Origin of the sequence: Lyticum sinuosum, assembly GCF_034471385.1 — a bacterium.
Taxonomy (GTDB): Bacteria; Pseudomonadota; Alphaproteobacteria; order Rickettsiales; family Midichloriaceae; genus Lyticum; species Lyticum sinuosum.
Genome location: NZ_JARGYU010000003.1, coordinates 109,964 through 131,782, shown reverse-complemented (window position 1 = coordinate 131,782; position 21,819 = coordinate 109,964). Strand labels below are relative to the sequence as shown.

Sequence of the window (21,819 nt, the reverse complement as noted above, 5' to 3'; positions counted from 1 at the left end):
CTTAATTTTTATAGATAAAATTATAAAAAATAATAACGATAATAAATATGATTTAGATATTATTATATGTATATATCATTTAACGAATTAGTTCTTATTTTTATTATTAGTATTGTTTTTTTACATCCTAAAGATTATTCTATAATATGTAAATCTATCTACATTTTATACAATTATTATATAGAACTTAAAAACAATTTTAACTTATATAATATAGAGTATAATAATTCAAATTCATCACAAGAAATAAATTTAGATAGTAATGAAAAGAATTGTAGATGGGGATATTGGCCAGCACAACATATGTCTGTTAATGATAACTTTTTATTGAAAGATTATGATAATAAATAATGATTCTGTTATAAAAGAAATTATTATAACACAAAATAATAATAAAAATCATACTAATAAAAATAGGTATTTAAAATTATATACTACAATAACATATATTTTTATTACTCTCTTTCTTATAATTTTCATTATAGATTTTTTAGATAATTTTAATATTAAAAATGATATAAAAACTAATTATAATAATATCTATAAATCAATATTAGTATCTTTAATATTATCATCTATGATAACATTATTTGTTATAATTCCATTTGGAATAGTAAGTCTTAAGTTTAGTGTTTGTCCTATGTGTAAAGAGATATATTCCTGGTATTATACGCCTAATACAGAAAATATTTTATCAAAACAAATTATTTATTTCAGTATTTTCAGATTCATTTTTGATATAAATTTAATTCAGTGCCAAGATGAAATGAAATGCTTAAAATGTAATCATATCAGGAATAAAAATAATTATAGAATAGCTTATCCATTTTTTTGGATAAATTAATATAATCTTAGCTAATTATTAATTAAAATTAATTAAAAAATAGTCAATTATTATTAATTATTAAAAATTAGAAAATTCTATTAATACCTTTATCAATCATTTTAGATGCTATTAATCCAATTACAACATAAAAACTAACTTTATATATTTTATTCTTTGCAGATTGTATTTTTTTATCCACATATGTATTAACACTATGATTGATACCATTAAAAAGTTTACCTATGGTATTAATTGTTCTAGCAGGAACATTAATTATATTACTAAAAATATTTTTAAAGAATTTCTGGCTTTTATTATTATTTTGTAAATCGTTATCAGTTTTTATTTCTATATCCAGTGTTTTTTTATCAGTAAATAATTTTCCTAATGCTGCTTTTGGTAAATTCCACAAAAAATTTCCTAATCTCTGGATTTTTCCTTTATTTTGATTATTTAAAAGTTCAAAATTTGAAGATTCATTCAAGATACCTGAAGTTTTGCTAAACAATTCAAAGCTTAAAGAGTTATTCAAAGCATTTGGAGATTCGTTAAGTACAATAAAACTTGAAGATTTATTCAAATCCATATTAATATTTTTTTGTACTATCTCTGATTTATATTTATATTTATCACTATCATTCATCTCATGATTTGAAGTAGATTTAGATATATTTTTTTTATTTTGCTTTTGAATATGTTCAAAACTTAAAGAGTTATTCAAAGCATTTGAAGTTTTGTTAAGCAATTCAAAATCTGAAAGATCTGATATATTCCGAGATTTGGATAGATTATTACTTTTACTTAAATTAATAATTTGGGAATTATTTAATGATTTATTAATTTCATTATCTAAAATATTTAGAATTGTAGCAGATTCGGATATGTTGTTTTTATCTTCATTTTTAACATATTGAAAAGAACTTTGATTTAAATTATTAATATGTTGATTATTAGTATGATTAAGATCTTTTAATACATCTGAAATAATCTTGTTTTCTTCATTATCAATAGATTTATCATTAGCATCTTTGATAATACTTAAATTTAAATCTTCATTATCAATAGTATTTAAATTTTTATCATTTTTTTTATCAATAATTCCAATAGAATCTAATAATAAAGAATTATCAGTAGAATTTAAAGGTTTAGAATTTTCGACTTTAAAAGAATTTTCGACTTTAAAAGAATCTTCAAACTCATCACCAATAATTTCAGTAGAATTTAAATTTAAATTATTATCATCAATAAATTCAACAGAACTTGATAATGAAGAATTATGATTTTTTTGTGAATTTTTTGGATTTTTTTGTGAATTTTTTAAATTTTGCATAAAAATTTTACTTTTTATAATTATATTATAGTTTATTACTATAACTTATAAAAATTATACAGTCAATTTGCTTTTGTATAAAATATTATATTTCCTTTTCTATAATAGTCTCCATAATAATATATTTTTGAATATGGTATTAAAAAAGATAAAATATTTTTAATTTCACAATTAAATTGCTTTATTATATAATTTTCTTGATTTTGTATATGATATTTATATTCAGACATATTATTATTATCAATATTCTGATTATTTTTTAATATATTAATATCAAAATACTGATTTTTAAGAGAATTATTCCAAAAATCTCCATATTCACGCGATATCCAAGAATAATAAAGATTATATAAATTATTATTATCTTTAATATTATCTTGATCAATATCTTTACTATAAGAAATATTCTCAAAAGAAGTAATATTATCATTATCAATTATATTATCGGATATATCATTTTTTATAATGAATTTAAAATCTATAGGTGTTAGAGGTAAACTATTAATATCTATATATTTATAATCGATATGATAAGTATTTTTAATAACTATATCTTGATTATCACTTAAAGGCTCTACAGTGATTCTAGCATCATAATTATCAGTCAAGCATGGCATAACACTCATACTTACTATTCTTTCATCTAACAATACAAATCTGGTGCCATTTTTATGACCACTTGTAGCAAATTCTTCTGTTCCAAATAAACCACGTAAGATATATCTTAAACTATAAATATTCTCTTCTATATGTTCTACTTTTGCAAAAGCAATAACCTCATTTCCTATTACAGCATAATTATTATAATTATTTCTTGAGAATAGATTAAAGATTTCTGTACTATATAAATCACCATTAATTGCTACTATAATCTCATTTTCATAATCAATAATTTTGCAAAAATTCTCTTTTAAAAAGAAATTATTTGAATTTTTATTATTAAATACTAAATCATTTAATATAATCCCAGTAATTGCAGGTTTTTTAATTTCAGCAGATGTTTCATAATTATTATTTTGATCAGTCCAAGTTATACGACAACCAGACCAGTGATTACCTCTATCTGGATATGCAGCTATTAAAACTTGAGAATATAGTTTAGATTTTTCATTAAAGTTAGTATTATTATCATAATCAATTTGAGAATCTTTATTATCTTTTTGAAATAATGAATAAAATTCTGCAGGTAAACGAACATCTATTATTTCTATCATACTATTAATTGAATATTCTTCTATACCGATTTTTTCTATACTTTGTGAAATTTCATCACATTGTATTTCTGCATTAGAGTTAAAATCTGGTAAGCGATTATAATCAGAATTACTGGATATTCCCTTTATTCTTAATATCTTATTTTGCCCAAAATCTACATCTGTTAATTTAATAACATGATCATAATCAGAATAATTTATAATAACTATATCTCCTGGTTGTAAATTTATATAAGAAGCAGGTAAAGCAAATTCATATGATAATTTCTCATACCAAAAATTTGTTAATATTCTATTTGCTATATACTTTGCATACTGATTAGAGATTGTTATAGGTAAATCAATATGACAATGTAATCTATTTTTAGTTAACTGATAAGAAGCTATATGACTATTTACTCTATACGAAGAATTTCTATCAAAATAATTTAATACAACTGTATTAGGTAGATTATATTTTTGATCAACTGTAATAACAAAATTATCTTTGTCAGAACCATTGTAAATTAGATCTTCTGATGAGATCTTATGTATATTTTTTTGACTAAGAAAAAATATTTTTCCCATTTTTTCGACTATATCGAATAAATATACACTTTGTAACATTTCTATAACTTGTTGTATAGAATATCCATTATTTATTATAAATCCATCAACAACCTCATTTAGATCAGTAGTATCTATATCATTTTTATCTAATCCAGCAATATAGCATATATCTTCAATAACATTAGATAAAGTAGTTATACCCATTTTTCCTTGAACCCAGTGACCCATATTCCAATTCTTATTATCTGACCAAATATCAGATCTCTGAGGCCAAGTAGGATATGGACGAGCATCCCAACACCATAGCATTTTCATCTCAATCATCGATGAATCTCTCCAATAATTTTCAGTAGCTTCTATACCAATTCTTTGTGATATTATATCAGGTTTCCCTTGAGAATAACGAGGTATAGATGATTCATAACTAGCACTATCAAAAAAAACATTGGGTTGATTAGTTGATAAATCAACTGATGGAAAACCATATTCTGTAAACCATATTTTTTTCTGCCGTGGTATCCAAGATGAACAATTACCATCTGGATTTATATGATAATTATTCCACCACCATTTTATATTTTTCCATGCATAACGTTTTAATAATGGTATTTTATCACCTCTCAAATTATTTATATTAGAATTATTATTTTTTATATTTTTATCATAATTAATATCGTTTTTATTGTCATCAGCATAATAATATTCATAACCCTCTCCAGACTCCCAACCATGTTTGATATTAGAAATATTATAATCTGGAAAATATATATCCGTTAATGGAAAATAACTATCTATTCCAATAAAATCTATATTTTCAGATGACCATAATTTATCAAGGTGATACCATCCACCATCTGTATGGTGATATTCACTCCAATCTGCTGCATATGTAATTTTAATATTATTATTTCCATTTTCAGTAAAAATTTTTTTTATATCATTAGAAAGATTAATAAATTCATCAACAGCCAAGAAAATACCATTTTCATCTCGAATTTTATTTAAGTTAACCATCTCAGATCCTATAATAAAAGAATCTATTAATTCTCTTGTCAAATATGCATAATGTTTTATAAAATCATTGTACCCATTTACCCGAAAGAATCTTTTAACATCATTATAATTTCCTGTTATTCTGCCACGCCAAGGTTTTCCCGGACAATCTACTTGTAACATAGGATATAACATTATTTTATAATTACGATTTTTTAATTCTTTAAGATAACGTAATAAACTTATATCATTTACAGTCCCACCATACCGTATTAATCCATTATCATTACCAATAATACGTGCTTTAAATCTTTCTATTCCACTAACATTCCATTTATCAGGAAATGTATCTATACTATGATTTTCTACAGCTGGATAGACTTTAGCTTGACTTATGTTTAAAGAATCAGTAAACCAATTTACTACAACAGATACCCATTCAATATTTGGTAATGTTTCTTTTAATTGATCTAGTGCTACAATAGCGTTTGCTTTATCAACTGTATTATGTTGATTTATAGATTTTTTATTATTTCCTATATAATATCTATTTTTATCGGAATTTTTATTATTATAAATATAATTTGCAACTCTAGAATTAGATTTTATGATAGAATTAGATATTTGAATATTCGTATCATAAACAAATTCACCACTTCCTGGAATTATAACTATTCCTTTTATTTTTTTTTCTAAACTATTATTATTTTTTATTTTCTTTTTTACTTCAAATGTAAAGTTTGGTAATCTGTTTTCAAATGATGTGAGATCAAGATTTTCAAAGATAATATATGCTAAATCACGATAGGCTGGAGCAAAATCTTTTCCATATTTTGCTATTATAAGCTTATCAGGTAATTGATTAGATGATCCATGATATATTCTTATATTAGGATTTTCAATTTCTATTTCTACTTCATTTGCCCAAATTTTTTCTATTGATGATATTTCTCCTTTACAAATTCCTATTGCTAAAGAAACAGTATATGAATAACTTGTTTCAATATATTTAATTTTTTTCTTACCATTTTTTACTTTTTTCTTTGTAGAATGAAAATGTTCTTGCACTTTATCAGCCCAGATGATATTACCAGATATCTTAGTAGTACCATATGTGATAGGAATAATATCTCCATAACTCATACTTTGTATTAATGTATTTGTGAGACGTATTCCGTTGTGATACTTTTTTATTGATTTTTTATTAAATAATGTATTTTCAATTCTATTTCCAACGGTCTCACCTAAAATTTTACCAGCTCCTACAGCCATTGTAGTGGCAATAGTTCCTAATCCAACTGATGCACTTAATGCTGATCCAAATGCTGATCCAGCAATTCCTAATAGTAATGTTGCCATATTAATTATATTTTTTATGTTTTTATTAAAAATGCGTGAATTATTTATATTAATTTACATAAATTTTTATTTACAAACAAAATTCTTGAAAATATATTAATATTATATTACATATATAAGAATATGTATCTTTGATACATACCAAATTTAACAACTTTTAATTACAAAAAAATATGACAGAAATTGAAAAACAAAATACTCCTACTCAAGCATACTTAGATCCAGAATATGGAGTTGTTGCTTTAAATATGGAAGGAAAACAAGGTCCAGGATTTTATGCTATAGACTCTGAAACAGGTGAACCATTTTTAATTAGACCAGTTGATTTTAATCCTGAATTTGATTTTGATGGATGTATTCTAGGTGGAGAATTAGATACATTTATTGATATTTCTCAAACTTCAATTTGAGATAATATTATTAATTAAATAATTATGTGCTAAATATCAAGTATTCTCAAATGTATTCTCAAATGAGTTATGATGTTTAGTACTATTTTGATTATGTATATAACTTTATATCTAAATAACTTTATATCTAAATAATATCTCACAGTAGATTTTTTATCTATTTGCTTTCTAGATTTTATCCTTTTTGTTTCACAAATCTTTATCATTTATCGCAGTATTTTATTATATAAATATATTTTTCAAGTATATTATATATTTTGATGTGTATTTTAAATTTATTTAATCATATTGCTTGTTTTTTATTTGAAAATATATTCCAAAATTTACATAAAGCTGCAATATTTTTATTAAATTTATGGTTTTTTTCCTCTACTATAAAACCAGAATTTATACAAGCATGAATTAATTTTGATATATTTCCTGATTCTATTTCTGAAACTATACCAATATGCCAATTTCTCCAACCAAGTTTTAATAAGACAATATCACCAATTTCCAGACAAATATTTTGAGAAATATCATTAATTCTATATTTTTCATATTCATTATCAGAAATATTAAGTTTATTAAAATCAATATATTTTATAATAAAATGTTTTAATATTACTTCAATTAACTTAAAACTATCTATATTGATATCATAATACAAATTATCAAAATCGTTCAAATTGGATATTTTATCATATACTGAAACTATATTTAAATCTTTTGCAATTGCTAAAATCAACCCAATACAATCGTATCCATTTATACCTCTTCCTTGAGGTCTGAATGAATGACCGATAAAACTACGAGCAGAGTTTATAATTTTCTCTGATGTTATTAAATTATATGATTTAAATTTTGTATAATTTGTATAATTATTATTAGTATTTTTATTGTATAGTATTTCATTTTTTTTACTATAAGTATTAACATGACATTGAATAGTATCATCTTGAAAAATATTATTTAAATGGGTATATTTAAAGTTTTTATAACTAAAATTGTAATTTAACATGCGTATTTTAATAAAAAATTAATAATCAATTAAGTTAATCGTAACTTCTGCATATAGATAACTATTTACAAAAGATTCGCGAGCGAATTATGTATAAAATAGTCTTAGGTTTTATTATCAGGAAGACTAAAAATAAAAAATTTAATAAAATTTTACTGTAAAAATAATTATATAACTTTTTACTATTCTAATAATTAATATAAATTAATATGAGTTGGTTAAATAAAATAAGGGATGGGCTTAAAAAAACATCAGAGGGAATAGGTAATTTTTTCAAAAGAAAAACAAAACTTGATATACAATCACTTGATGAATTAGAAGAAATTATGATACAAAGTGATATTTCACCAAAAATAGTTGCAGATATTATTGATCAAATATCTAAAAAAGGTTTTCTGGATAGTTCTGTATATGATGCACAAAAATTTATTGCTAATTATATAGCAAAAATTCTAATACCAGTTACTAAACCTCTACCAATAGTTCCTCAAAATGATACTAAAGTTATAATGTTATGTGGTGTTAATGGAGGAGGGAAAACAACTACTGCTAGTAAAATAGCCAATAAAATAATAAATCAAAATAATAAAGTAGTATTAGCTGCATGTGATACATTTAGAGCTGCAGCTGTTGATCAGCTTAAAGAATTAGGAGATAATCTTGGTGTTTTAGTATTTAAAGGACAGGAGAACCAAGATCCTGCAAGTGTTGCTTATCAAGCATTTATCTCAGCAAAAAAAGAAAAAATTGATTTTTTAATAATTGATACGGCTGGTAGGATTCATAATAATGATAATTTAATGAAAGAATTAGAAAAATTTGTCAAAGTTGTAAAAAAAATAGATAATAATGCTCCACATGAGATAATATTAGTTTTGGATGGAACAAATGGACAGAATGCTATCATTCAAGCTGAACAATTTAATAAATTTACTAATCTTACAGGCTTTATTATAACTAAACTAGATGGAAGTTCAAAGGGAGGATTTGTAGTTACAATCGCAGAAAAATTCAATAAACCAATATATGCTATTGGTGTTGGAGAAAAGTTAGATGATTTGGATACTTTTCTACCTGAAGATTTTGCTAATTCTCTAGTTGGAGTAGAATAATTTTAATTTTTATCTTGATAAATAAAAATTGATTTGTTATTATTAATGTAATGATTATTATGTTTTTTATTTAATTTTATAAAATATGTCTTTTAGTATTATTAAAAGTGATAAATTTCACATGTTTCTATTGATGATACTTGCAATAGGAATAACATTATTGTCAGCAACACCTTCTATTTTTGCAGAAGAAGATAAAATGACAGAGACAATGTGTTCTATAATAAATTATGTTCAAGGTCCACTAGGAAAGAGTATTACAATCATTGTTGTAATGTCTGCTGGTGGTATGTTGTTTTTTGGTAAGTTATCTTGGGGAGCTGCAACAGCAATTTTCTTAGGCGTAGGTTCAATATTTGGAGCTGTTGCTATAGTTTCTGGTATAACTGGTGGTGGTGATTTATGTGCAACTGATCCTAAATCGTAATTCATAGTTGTATAAATGAATTAAGTTGAATTTATATATGTAATAATTGTAAATTACTAGTAAATTAATAACTTGATTCATTAAAAACAATAAAAACTAAAAGTGTCCAATATAGATACTACAAATAATTATAATTCTGAAAATAATTCTGAAAAGTATAAAGATCAGAATTATAAATCTGATCAAAGCATAAATAATAATTTATTAAATTTATATAGTGAATCAAATAATAATGATTCTATAAGTTTAAATCCATCCGCCAATTCGTTTGAAAGTAAAGTTATAAATTTTGGATGTCGTCTTAATTCATCAGAAAGCGATATTATATCTTATAATTTAAAGAAATTAAATGTAGATAATGTTATAGTTATCAATAGCTGTGCTGTTACAAAAGAAGCAGAAAGACAAGTTAAACAAACAATACGTAGTTTATATAAAAATCATCCAGAAGCAAAAATTTATATTACAGGATGTGCATCTCAAACTGATAAAAAATTTTATGAAAATATGCCAGAAGTGTCTGGTATAATAGATAATACAAAAAAATTAGATATTAATGAATATAAGAAAATAAATAATCAGTTATTTTCTGAAAAGTTAAACGATATTACTTTTAATAGTAAAAAAATAAAAAATGATATAGAATTATCAGAAAATGATATACAATCAAGAAAATCATTTGTTTTTCCTGATAAATCGCTAGAAATCTTTACATTAGAATCAAAAATTGATAAAAATTGGAAAGATATTTATAAAAATTCATTTAAAGGAAGGGGTTTTGTCCAGATTCAAAATGGATGTAATCATCGTTGTACGTTTTGTATAATTCCTTATGGTAGAGGTCCTAGTCGTAGTCTTCCAATGGCTAATATAGTATCTCAAGTCAAAGGACTTATTGATAATGGATGTGGTGAAATAGTATTTACTGGTGTAGATATAACAGATTATGGTATTGATTTACCAGGACATCCAAAATTAGGACAAATAGTTCGTAGATTACTAAATTTAGTTCCAGATATAAAACGAATACGTTTATCATCTATTGATGTAGCTGAAATAGATGAAGATATTTTATATTTATTAGCTAATGAAAAACGATTTATGCCGCATTTGCATATAAGTCTACAAGCTGGTGATGATATTATTCTAAAAAGAATGAAACGTAGGCATAATAGACAGCAAATTATTGATTTTTGTTCTCATGCACGTATAATTAATCCAAATATTGTATTTGGTGCTGATATTATTGCTGGTTTTCCAACAGAAACTGATGATATGTTTGAAAATACTAGAAATTTATTACAAGAATGTAATATTATATATTGTCATATTTTTCCTTATTCAGAAAGACCTGAAACTCCTGCAGCAAGAATGCCACAAATTCCATATCATGTTAGAAAATCTCGCGCGAAGATACTCAGAGAAGATGCTAAACAGAGATTATTATCATATTATAATTCTCAGATTGGTAAAACAATTTCTGTTGTTATTGAAGGAAATGGAATGGCAAGAGGTGAAAATTTTGGTTTGATAAAAATAGAAAATAGTAATATATTACCAAAAAAATTAGATAATATTTCTAATATTATTGAAAATAATAAAAATAAAAATCAATTTAATAAGAATATTAAAGATAATTTGATTAATAATCTGATTTGTGGTAAAATTTATAATACGATAATAACAGGAATTGATTCATATAAATCAGAATATTGTATGAATGGAATAATATTAAATTAATATATAATATAATTTTTATATTTATTTTATTATTTTTAATAATTTTCTCATAAAAGAATTATATAAATTAATATAAATCAAAATTCATAAATATCATTATTTTATATTTTAGTTTGTAGTTTGTAGTTTTTTTTTGAAAAATTACGAATTTTTAGTATTTTTATACAATTTTAAGTAAAATTTTTAACGTAATTACATTTATTCAACAGATCTTATTCAATAGCAATAGATTTATTGTAGTATTTAATTTTATTAAAATAATGTTGTAATTTACGAATTTTTAGTATTTTTATACAATTTTAAGTAAAATTTTTAACGTAATTACATTTCTTTAACAGATCTTATTCAATAGCAATAGATTTATTGTAGTATTTAATTTTATTAAAATAATGTTGTAATTTATTTCAATTTGTGTATAATCAACATTAAATTAAATAATTTATATGCAGTTGCATATAATCTTAACTATATAATAAATAATTATATAGTTATGTAATAGTAACTAAAAATTTAAATTAAGCACTATGAAAAGTAATATTCAACAAATATTTAGTCTTTTAAAAGAGGAATTTCAAGATCAACAAGATTCTCGTTCTTTTATTTCGGATCCTGATCAGATTTTAATGTCAGAAGAGCCAATAAATCAATATAAAACGAAAATTCTTGCAGCATTTCATAATGATGAATATGATGATATGTTTAATGATATCGAGGAAATACAAAATTTAGTTTTTTCTGGCGCAAGTAACTATAGAAGTATTCAGATAAATAAATTAGTAGAAGAGATGCAAGAAAATATAGAAATTAAACGTCAACAGAAAATTAATGAGATTGAAGATAATAATCCTCTTAAAGATCTTAAAATCCTTTTTAATAAAACTAAACAACTATTATATAATTTCTTCTTAAATATAAATTTGTTAGAAAGAATAAATAGAATTTTTGAATGTAATTGTAATTCTTTGCAAAAAAAATTATTAATAGAAAAAGGTTCATTTTCTGGAGAAAATTCTCATATTAGTCTTGTTTCTAATGATCTTATAGGAAATAAAAATCAGAGTAATATTAAAGTATAATAGTTATAGGGAAAAAATACAATAAACTATAATAAACTATAAACTATTTTATACTTTAGTTTATTAATAAATATAAAATGGTCAACCAGTTGTTTTACAATTGGTTGATCTCCTCAAGATAAAGGATAAATTATTTATTATGTTAAAATAATAATATGATATAATAATAATATATTTTAAATAAATTATTTTATATTTATCTAAAAACAGTCTTATTTTACACTTTATTATATTATACTATATTATATATAATATTTATCTTTTGATATTAATATCAATAAAATAAAGTATCTATTCAAGTATCTATTCAGGTTTTTTTGGTACTACTTTTAGTATCCTCACCTCATGATTTGTATATACACATATATCAGCTGCAATTTTCATTGATTTTCTTGCTATATCTTCTGCTGATAAGTCTTTATTATTATCTACTGATAATATTCCTAGCGCTGCTGATAAAGCATAGTTTCCACCAGAGCCAATTGCTGTAATTTGTCCTTCTGGTTTTAGTACATCTCCATTTCCTGTGATTACAAATATTTCTTCTGAATCTGCAACAATAAGCATTGCCTCGAGTTTTCTTAAATATTTATCTGTTCTCCAGTCTCTTGCTAATTCAACAGCTGATTTCTGTAATTGACCACGATAAGATTCAAGTTTATGTTCTAGTCTTTCAAATAAAGTGAATGCATCGGCAGTTGCTCCTGCAAATCCAGAAATAATACTTCCATTCCAAAGGCGTCTCAATTTATTAGCTGTTGATTTCATAATTGTATTTCCAAGACTTACTTGTCCATCTCCTGCAATTATTGTCTCTCCATTGTGTTGAATAGCTAGGATTGTTGTTCCATACCATTGATTAGGGTTAGTGTGCTCCATATTATATTTTTATTTATATTTTTATAATATATTTAATATCAGATATTTTAAATGTATTTTTATATTATTAATACTATATCTATATAAATTATATATGTATATATATTGCATATATCAATAGCTTTAGTATTATAAATAATAAATTTTTTATTTTTTATATGTGTATATATAGATATAATAATATAACAATAACAATATAACATATCTATTTTTAGATCTTTTTAGTATATTTTTATATTCATTTTATACACATATTGATAATATATTATAAGAATAACTTTGCTAATATTTTATATTTATATTCCTTTTTTGTTTAAAAAATTTTTTTAGTATATTACTACATTTATCTTCCATAATACCGCCATAAATCTCTATTTTATTTGAATTTTTTGATAAGTTTTTTGTATCAATATTATCATTTTTAATATATTTTTTATTTTTATTATCATTTTTAATTAAGTTTAATTTTGTAATATTTGATTGCAAAGAAGAATTTGTATAAGCTCCAAAATATATTCTACGTATTCTTATTAATCTTAAAGCATATAAACACATATCACAAGGCTGAAGAGTAACATATATATCGTATTTATTAAGGTATTTACTTTTTATCTTTATTATTTCATTTTCTACTAATAATATTTCAGCATGTTTTATAGGATTTTTTAATAAACTCATACAATTTCTTGCTTCTGCTATAATATTATTGTTTTTAACTAAAACTGCCCCAACAGGTACTTCATTATTTAATAATGATAATTCTGCATTTTTCAGTGCATTATTCATAAAAGAAATAAACATATTCAATAAACAAATTTAAATAAAAACAAAAATAAATAAAGACAAATAAATTAAAATAAAACATTAAATCAAAATTATTTTATTACTAGGGATTGAAACTATCGGTGTATAGAATATATATTTATAAGGATACTTAACAAGTAATTAACAAATTATTCACATAAATAAATTTTTATGAGTAAACATCAATTTAATGCTGAAATAGGGAAAGTTTTAAATCTAGTAATTCATTCTATTTATACAAATAAAGATATATTTATTAGAGAATTAATTTCTAATGCTTCTGATGCATGCGATAAATTTAGATATTTATCACTTGGAAATGAAGAATCTCCATTAGAAATAAAAATCAAATTAGATAAAAATGCATCAAAAATAATAATTAGCGACAATGGAATAGGAATGAATGAAGAAGATCTTGTGGAAAATCTTGGAAATATAGCATATTCAGGAACGCAAAAATTTATTGAACAGATGAAAAACAATACCGGTCATCAACAAATAGGTCAATTTGGAGTTGGATTTTATTCATCTTTTATAGTAGCAAACAATGTTATAGTTTATTCAACAAAATATGTAGAAAATAAAGAAGATCAGAAAACATTTGTTTGGTCATCTGATGGAGAAAATGGATTTGAAGTTCAAGAATATGAACATATTCTTCCTCGTGGAACTACAATTGAACTTACTATAAAACCTGAAGAATGCGATTTTATAGATAAGTATAGAATTAGACATATTATATCAACATATTCAGATCATATAGCTTTTCCAATAAAATTAACTGATGAAAATGGGAATGAGGAAATATTAAATACAGGAACAGCTTTATGGATTCGACCAAAATCTGAAATAAGTGAGAATGAATATAATGAATTCTATAGACATGTATCACATTCTCCAGATACTCCATGGATGACAATACATAATAAAATTGAAGGTGTATTGGAATATACAAGTTTACTTTATATCCCAAAAAATAAACCATTTGATTTATTTCATCAAGATAGAAAAAGTCGTGTAAAATTATATATAAAGCGTGTTTTTATTACAGATGATACAGTTAGTATTATGCCATCTTATTTAAGATTTATACGCGGTATAGTAGACTCTAATGATCTTCCATTAAATATAAGTCGTGAAAACTTACAATATAATAATACAGTTAATAAAATAAAAAAATCTCTTGTAAAAAAAATATTATCAGAATTAAAAAAGAAGATTGAAAATGATACTATTGAATTTACAAATTTCTGGAAAAATTTTGGTGAAGTTATAAAGGAAGGATTATGTGAAAATGCTCTAGAAGAAAAAGAACAAATACTTGATATTTGTCATTTTTATACTTCAAAATCTGAAGATGAGATTATAAACCTCCAAACATATATAGATAGAATGGTTGATGGACAAGATAAAATATATTATCTTACAGGTTATGATATAGATAATCTTCGTAAGAGTCCACAGATAGAAAGCTTTATCAACCGTGGAATCGAAGTTCTTTTACTTAAAGATCCAGTAGATGATTTTTGGATACAAGTTGTAAATCAATATAAAAATTATGAATTAAAAAATGTTATTCATTGTGATGGTAGTATAATTGATAATGATACTGAAGTTGATAAATTAAAAAATAAAGATGATAAATTATTAGAAGAAAAAATTATTAAATCTTTTAAAGATATACTAAGTAATAGAGTTAAGGATGTTCGTATTTCAAAAAAATTGATTAGTAGTCCATCTTGCTTATCAGTTCCAGAAGGATCAATGAGCGGTAGAATGGAGAAGATTTTATTAGAACAAAAACAATTATATTCTAAATCAGCAAAAATCTTAGAAATTAATATAAATCATCCAATTTTAAAGAAACTCAGTGATAATTTAGATTCTCACGAAATAGTATCTGATATTGTTGAGGTTATTTTTGGTCAAGCATGTATATCTGATGGAGAAATAATAGATAAACCTCATGATTTAATTTCTAGGATTAATCGACTAATTGTATAAATATATATTATAAATATATATAATATAGACAGAAAATATAGATACTAAATTGATAAATTAAAATATAAGTGTATTATTATAATGACTAAGAAATAATTTGTTAAAAATATATCTTCATTAAAAATGTCTGATAATTATAGATTTATTTTCTCTAATCTTCAGGGTAAATTTTCATCTACATTAAAAGATTCTATAAAAAGAGGAGATTGGGTTGATATAGATAAAATATTACAAAAGAATCCTGATAATATAATAGATATAATTAAAGATTCTGGATTACGTGGTCGTGGAGGGGCTGGATTTTCAACTGGAGCAAAATGGTCATTTATGCCTAAAGTAAAGAATTCTGATAAACCATCATATCTAGTTATTAATGCGGATGAAGGAGAGCCTGGAACATGCAAAGATAGATTTATAATAAGACATGAACCTCATAAAATAATTGAAGGAGCATTAATAGCTGCATACGCAATAAAAGCAGAAGTTGGATATATATATATTCGTGGTGAGTATTATTACGAAGCAAAGATACTACAAAGAGCAATTGATGAAGCTTATGCTTATGGATTATTAGGAAAGAACATAGTAAATAGTTCTTACAATTTTGATTTGTACATTCATCGTGGTGCAGGAGCTTATATTTGTGGCGAAGAAACAGCACTTTTAAATAGTTTAGAGGGACATAGAGGTATACCGAGATTAAAACCACCGAATTTTCCTGCAGTAAATGGATTATATGGATGTCCAACAGTTGTAAATAATGTAGAAACTATTGCATCTGTTCCTACAATTATAAGACGTGGTGCAGATTGGTTTAAAAGTATGGGAAGACCTAATAATTATGGTTGTAAAATATTTAGTATATCTGGACATGTTAACAATCCTTGTAATGTTGAACAAGAAATGTCAATCCCATTAAAAGAGCTTATCAATAAGTATGCTGGAGGTGTGAAAGGTGGATGGGATAATCTTCTAGCTATAATTCCTGGTGGATCTTCTGTACCTCTTTTACCTAAACATATATGTGAAACTGTTTTAATGGATTTTGATAGCTTAAAAGAAGCAGGTAGCTATTTAGGTACAGGTGGTGTAATAGTTATGGATAAATCAACAGATTTAGTTGCTGCAATAGCTAATCTTTCGAAATTTTATATGGATGAATCATGTGGCCAATGTACTCCATGCCGTGAGGGAACAGGATGGATATATCGCATAATGTCACGTATAGCAGATGGAAATGGAAGTATTGAGGATTTAGAAACATTATTTCAAATCACAAAACAAATTGAAGGTCATACTATATGTGCTTTAGGTGATGCTGCTGTGTGGCCAATTCAAGGATTATTTCGTCATTTTAAAGTAAAATTAATGAAAAAAGTGAATTTTTATTAAAAAAATAATTTTGTAAAGATATAAAAAGATTTTAAATTTTTCTTAAAAAATTTTTAATATATGAATTTAATATTAATTATATTATTTTTTAATATATAATTCTTTATAGATAAATTTTTATTACAAAACTTTATATTGTTTTTTTATAAAATATGTGTATTAATATTCGGTATAGCTTTATATAGGAGCGTAGCTCAATTGGCAGAGCACCGGTCTCCAAAACCGGGGGTTGAGGGTTCGATTCCTTTCGCTCCTGCCAGCAAAATATTAATTAATTTGCTGTACAAATCTTTAATAGCTATATTTATAAGTAATAAATATGCAATAATATAAGTAAATTTTATATTAATGTATTTTTAGTTCATAAAATGATATTTTCCAAAAGCTGTTGCAATTTCAGTATTACTTTGATAGCATAAAATTGTTTAAAAAGTGATTGAAATCATTTATAAAATATGAATATTAATATATGCCTAAGCTAAAAACTAAAAGTGGTGCTAAAAAAAGATTTAAAGTATTAGCTAGTGGAAAAATAAAATCTACACAAGCTAATAAAAGACATAACATGAGAAAATTAGGCAATAGACAACTTAGAACTCTACGCGGTACTACAATATTAGATCAAGTTGAAACAAGACGTGTACGTGCTTATTTTCCATATAACTCTAAAAGAAGAAAACCAAAACAAGTTATTTCTTTTACTGATGAACAAATACGTGAATTTAGTGAACTTGGGGAAAAGATTCTATCTCAAATAGAAAATATCAATTAAATAAATTAAAGTATTTTTATAGTAAAATCATAGTAAAATATAAATACATGTAATGAATTACATATAATAAATATGTAATAAATTTATAATTTTTATTATTATGATATATAATAAATACTTCATCAATAATATCATAAATATTACTATAAATATAATTAATTTTTCTTTTTTTTGATGAATTACTAATATATTTATTTTTAAAATCTTAATTTTAATCTTTTAATATATAAAAGTATATATTTATATATAATTTATTTAATAATATTAAAATATATAATAAATAATTAATATTTCATAAAATATTGTATAAATATTATTTATATTAAATAAGGATTGAATAAATACTAGCTAGTGGAAAAATAAAATCTACACAAGCTAATAAAAGACATAACATGAGAAAATTAGGCAATAGACAACTTAGAACTCTACGCGGTACTACAATATTAGATCAAGTTGAAATCTTTTAGATCATTTTTGAATTTATCACATAAAAATGGAAAATACTTGATTAATAAAGTTATTTAATAAAGAATATTTAATTAATAAAGAATATCTAATTATTTTTTATTATTTATCAATATTTTCTTACAGCATTTTCTATTACTTTATTATTTTAGATCATTTTTGAATTTATCACATAAAAATGGAAAATACTTGATCAATAAAGTTAATTAATAAAGAATATTTAATTATTTTTTATTATTTATCAATATTTTCTTACAGCATTTTCTATTACTTTATTATTTTAGATCATTTTTGAATTTATCACATAAAAATGGAAAAATACTTGATCAATAAAGTTAATTAATAAAGAATATTTAATTATTTTTTATTATTTATCAATATTTTCTTACAGCATTTTCTATTACTTTATTATTTTAGATCATTTTTGAATTTATCACATAAAAATGGAAAAATACTTGATCAATAAAGTTATTTAATGAAAAATACTTGATTAATAAAGAATATCTAATTATTTTTTATTATTTATTAATATTTTCTTACAGCATTTTCTATTACTTTATTTATTTTACTTTGTTGTTCTTTAAATGCTATCATTTGTTTTCTATCAATAGAATTGATATTTCCTATAATTGGTGCTGGGTTTATTCTTTTGCCATTCTCATGTATTTCAAAATGCAGATGTGATCCTGTTGCACTACCACTACTTCCCACATATCCAATGAGTTGTCCTTTCTTTACAAATCTACCAATATGAATTCCTGGTGCAAAATTAGACATATGAGCGTATAGTGATAAATAGCGACGATTATGTCTAATTTTTATTGTTTTACCAAAACCACCATTTTTACCCTGCTCAACAATAAATCCATCTCCTGCTGCTACTATTTTTGATCCATAAGGAGCACCATAATCTACACCATAATGCATTTTATATCTTTTATGAATTGGATGATAACGTACTCCATAATTAGAATTAAAAGATCCTATACTAACTGGTTTAATCCAATCAATCTCTTTTGAAAAAAATTTATTATCATTTTTCATAAGATAATATCGATCACCATATTGAGATATATATCTATATACTTCAATTTCTCTAGCATTTTTAGCTTTTTTTAAAGAAAAATAAAGCAATTCTGGCTTATTATGTAATAAATGTGAATTTAAATTATTCTCACTTTTTTTATTATAAACAATAATAAATTCTTGTTGTTCTTTTATTTTATAAATATCATCATTATTAAATGCATATCTTAATTGAGATACAACTGTTGATGGTATATTGTGTGTAAGAAAAGACTTAAATAAGGATTTTCCAGGATTAACAATTCCTTTTATTAAAACTGTATTTCCTTTTTCATTATTCTTAATTAGATTAGTTTGTAGATTAGTTTGAATTAATTGATTATTATTATCAGTTTTTTTAATAAAATTATTCGTATTTTTATTATAAAATCCATTATCTAATAAACTATTAGTAGTATTATTGCTGTTAATACTATTATCTATGTTGGTATTATTATTTATATTTAATAATTTTTGTTCTTTTTTATTTTTTTGATTATTTTCATTATTTATTAAACTTAATTCTGTTAATTTATTATTATAATAGTTAAATTCTATGATATTTTCTTGATTATTATTATGAGTATTAGTATTAGGATAATTATTTGTTATTTTAGATGAAATATTATCATCTATTGTTATAATCTTTGCTATATATTTATTTTTATCAGATTTAATAACAGCAATCAAATTCTTATCTGTTTTTATTAGAGCAATAAATTCAATTGAAAAACCTTCTGTATATAATATATTACTGATATTCGATGCTAGAGTTTTTTCAGTATTTTTTGAATAATTTATTTTTAAATTACTGAAACTTTTATCTTTTAATTTTTGTTTAAATAAATGAGAAAATGCTCTGAATAAAACTTTAGAATCTTTTTTAATGATTTCTTTATTAGGTAAAAAAATTTCAAGTGTTTGATCTATTTTTAGTCTTTTTAATGTAAAAACTTTATTAACAGCTTGTGATACTAAATGTGAAGATTTTGTATTTAATCCTGATATTGAAAGAATTTTTGATAATGTATCTCCTGATTTTATTTTATAATTAATTATATCAAAATATTTTGTGGATTGTTTAAAGTGATTTGGAATTGAAATATGAGGTAAATTCGAAATTAGTTTATTATTTACACAATCATTAATATTATAGATTACATTATCTATATTATCATAAATAATATTATGTAATAATGTAATATTTACTTTTTGATTATATAAATTTAATTTATAACTTGGTTTAGTTTTTTCCGAATTTTCAATTAATTTTTCAAATATATATTTCTCTTTGGTATTTTTTATGCTAGAGATTGAAATATTTATATCACTTATAATAAGATTTACATCTTTAAATAGGGTATCATTATTATAAAATATGCTATTACTATTATAAAAACTAAAATTTACTCTATTAACTTTTAAATTGTTAAATTTATATGAAAAATTAAAAACTATAGCAATGTATGCTAAAAGAACAATTATTTTATAATAAGAAATTTTATTATTATAATGATTTTTTAGTATAATTTCGCAGTTTGATATGATCTCACATAAATATTTCTTTAAAATCATTCCAGAAACCCGTTGAAGCTATTGTATTTAAGATTGAGTTTTAAGTACTACTTTACATTTATAAAATATAGTATTATTATTATAGTTTCAGAAAAAATAAAAAAGTCAATAAAATATTGCATATAATATGATATATATCGCTTAAAATTATTATTTTATTTAATTTAAACATTTAAATTAATTTTAAGTATTATATATAATACAAATTTAATAGATAAAGAATTATTATATTTTATTAATTAAAATATTAAATTTATATTAAAAAACATATTTATTATCTTATTAAAAGAATAAATAAAAAATACGAAATAATAATCAATATTTATTTATAAAAAATCATGTTTCTTCATTTTTTAAGAAGTGCTTTTATAATTTTAATTATTTCTATTTATGTGAGTGGATGTGTTTGCAAAAATTCTTATATGCCAACTATAGATATAGTAAATCCAGAAGATAAATTTTTAAGTTGTGAAGGGTTAAAAGTTTCTATCATTCAAATGAAAGCACTTATGGAAAATGTTAAGATTAGATGTGAACGTCCTCATTTATTTAGCCCGTATCCACCATGCACTCTTTGGATAAAACAAGATGCTGCAAAAAACTATCATATTATTCACGATAGAATTGCTTATTTGAAGAAATTAGGTGATGAACAGAGTTGTAATATCGATTATGAAATAAGTAAATGTTGTGAATCTCTTGGTTTAAATGAAATTATAAATAATCCTAAAACTATTGAAGATAATTTCAGCTCTAAAGATATTTCTATATCTTCTATTGAAAATACCAATAATGCTAATTATATCAATTTACCTGATAACAAATAA

The 21,819-nt window shown here is 22.9% G+C and carries 16 protein-coding genes, 1 tRNA gene and 2 pseudogenes; 13 read left to right on the top strand and 6 right to left on the bottom strand.

Going from position 1 to position 21,819, the window contains the following annotated elements; all coding sequences use genetic code 11:
• Nucleotides 1-66 precede the first annotated feature (66 nt).
• Both Lyticum_RS03815 and Lyticum_RS03810 read left to right on the top strand, forming a co-directional pair.
• The gene (locus tag Lyticum_RS03815) at nt 67-351 is read left to right on the top strand and encodes a hypothetical protein (RefSeq protein ID WP_322499008.1); all 285 of its coding nucleotides are present in this window, start codon (nt 67-69) and stop codon (nt 349-351) included.
• Nucleotides 338-844: a hypothetical protein gene (locus Lyticum_RS03810; RefSeq protein WP_322499007.1), complete on the top strand. Its 507-nt coding sequence runs from the start codon at nt 338-340 to the stop codon at nt 842-844. Before Lyticum_RS03815 ends, Lyticum_RS03810 begins: the two co-directional genes overlap by 14 nt.
• Nucleotides 845-911: 67 nt before the next feature.
• Here the strand turns inward: Lyticum_RS03810 and Lyticum_RS03805 are convergent, their stop codons facing one another.
• Complete coding sequence (locus Lyticum_RS03805) at nt 912-2,156, bottom strand: hypothetical protein (RefSeq protein WP_322499006.1); 1,245 nt, start codon at nt 2,154-2,156, stop codon at nt 912-914.
• A gap of 62 nt (nt 2,157-2,218) precedes the next feature.
• Entirely contained in the window at nt 2,219-6,271 is a 4,053-nt protein-coding gene (locus Lyticum_RS03800; RefSeq protein WP_322499005.1) for a glycoside hydrolase/phage tail family protein, read from the bottom strand.
• 173 nt (nt 6,272-6,444) lie between these two features.
• Between Lyticum_RS03800 and Lyticum_RS03795 the strand changes: the two genes are divergently transcribed.
• Nucleotides 6,445-6,681: a hypothetical protein gene (locus Lyticum_RS03795; protein ID WP_322499004.1), complete on the top strand. Its 237-nt coding sequence runs from the start codon at nt 6,445-6,447 to the stop codon at nt 6,679-6,681.
• A 283-nt stretch (nt 6,682-6,964) separates the two neighbouring features.
• Here the strand turns inward: Lyticum_RS03795 and Lyticum_RS03790 are convergent, their stop codons facing one another.
• On the bottom strand, nt 6,965-7,681 hold the full coding sequence (locus tag Lyticum_RS03790; RefSeq protein WP_322499003.1) for a hypothetical protein: 717 nt from the start codon (nt 7,679-7,681) through the stop codon (nt 6,965-6,967).
• A gap of 209 nt (nt 7,682-7,890) precedes the next feature.
• Here Lyticum_RS03790 and ftsY point away from each other — a divergent pair, with 209 nt between their 5' ends.
• From ftsY to Lyticum_RS03770, 4 genes and pseudogenes are all read left to right on the top strand, one after another.
• On the top strand, nt 7,891-8,793 hold the full coding sequence (ftsY, locus tag Lyticum_RS03785; protein WP_322499002.1) for a signal recognition particle-docking protein FtsY: 903 nt from the start codon (nt 7,891-7,893) through the stop codon (nt 8,791-8,793).
• A gap of 85 nt (nt 8,794-8,878) precedes the next feature.
• Nucleotides 8,879-9,220: a TrbC/VirB2 family type IV secretion system protein gene (locus Lyticum_RS03780; protein WP_322499001.1), complete on the top strand. Its 342-nt coding sequence runs from the start codon at nt 8,879-8,881 to the stop codon at nt 9,218-9,220.
• A 102-nt stretch (nt 9,221-9,322) separates the two neighbouring features.
• Nucleotides 9,323-10,756: pseudogene (mtaB, locus tag Lyticum_RS03775) on the top strand (tRNA (N(6)-L-threonylcarbamoyladenosine(37)-C(2))-methylthiotransferase MtaB); the annotation flags it as partial.
• Nucleotides 10,757-11,484: 728 nt separating this feature from the next.
• A complete protein-coding gene (locus Lyticum_RS03770; protein ID WP_322498999.1) occupies nt 11,485-12,036 on the top strand; it encodes a hypothetical protein in 552 nt (183 codons plus the stop codon).
• A 303-nt stretch (nt 12,037-12,339) separates the two neighbouring features.
• On the opposite strand, the gene hslV is transcribed toward Lyticum_RS03770, so the two are convergent.
• Nucleotides 12,340-12,915, bottom strand: coding sequence for an ATP-dependent protease subunit HslV (hslV, locus tag Lyticum_RS03765; RefSeq protein WP_322498998.1), 576 nt, complete (start codon nt 12,913-12,915; stop codon nt 12,340-12,342).
• 282 nt (nt 12,916-13,197) lie between these two features.
• Nucleotides 13,198-13,701 carry a nucleoside deaminase gene (locus Lyticum_RS03760; protein ID WP_322498997.1) on the bottom strand — a complete coding sequence of 168 codons (504 nt, stop codon included), beginning with the start codon at nt 13,699-13,701 and terminating at the stop codon, nt 13,198-13,200.
• Nucleotides 13,702-13,890: 189 nt separating this feature from the next.
• On the opposite strand from Lyticum_RS03760, the gene htpG reads away from it, so the two are divergent.
• From htpG to Lyticum_RS03735, 5 genes and pseudogenes are all read left to right on the top strand, one after another.
• Entirely contained in the window at nt 13,891-15,723 is a 1,833-nt protein-coding gene (htpG, locus tag Lyticum_RS03755; protein ID WP_322498996.1) for a molecular chaperone HtpG, read from the top strand.
• Nucleotides 15,724-15,846: 123 nt separating this feature from the next.
• A complete protein-coding gene (gene nuoF / locus Lyticum_RS03750; protein WP_322498995.1) occupies nt 15,847-17,115 on the top strand; it encodes an NADH-quinone oxidoreductase subunit NuoF in 1,269 nt (422 codons plus the stop codon).
• A gap of 183 nt (nt 17,116-17,298) precedes the next feature.
• A tRNA-Trp gene (locus Lyticum_RS03745) sits at nt 17,299-17,374 on the top strand.
• Between the two features lie 210 nt (nt 17,375-17,584).
• Nucleotides 17,585-17,779 (top strand): annotated as a pseudogene (gene rpmI, locus Lyticum_RS03740) (50S ribosomal protein L35); the annotation flags it as partial.
• Nucleotides 17,780-18,228: 449 nt separating this feature from the next.
• A complete protein-coding gene (locus tag Lyticum_RS03735) occupies nt 18,229-18,354 on the top strand; it encodes a bL35 family ribosomal protein (RefSeq protein ID WP_322499047.1) in 126 nt (41 codons plus the stop codon).
• Between the two features lie 523 nt (nt 18,355-18,877).
• Here Lyticum_RS03735 and Lyticum_RS03730 read toward each other — a convergent pair.
• Complete coding sequence (locus Lyticum_RS03730) at nt 18,878-20,992, bottom strand: M23 family metallopeptidase (RefSeq protein ID WP_322498994.1); 2,115 nt, start codon at nt 20,990-20,992, stop codon at nt 18,878-18,880.
• A gap of 338 nt (nt 20,993-21,330) precedes the next feature.
• Here Lyticum_RS03730 and Lyticum_RS03725 point away from each other — a divergent pair, with 338 nt between their 5' ends.
• A complete protein-coding gene (locus Lyticum_RS03725; RefSeq protein ID WP_322498993.1) occupies nt 21,331-21,819 on the top strand; it encodes a hypothetical protein in 489 nt (162 codons plus the stop codon).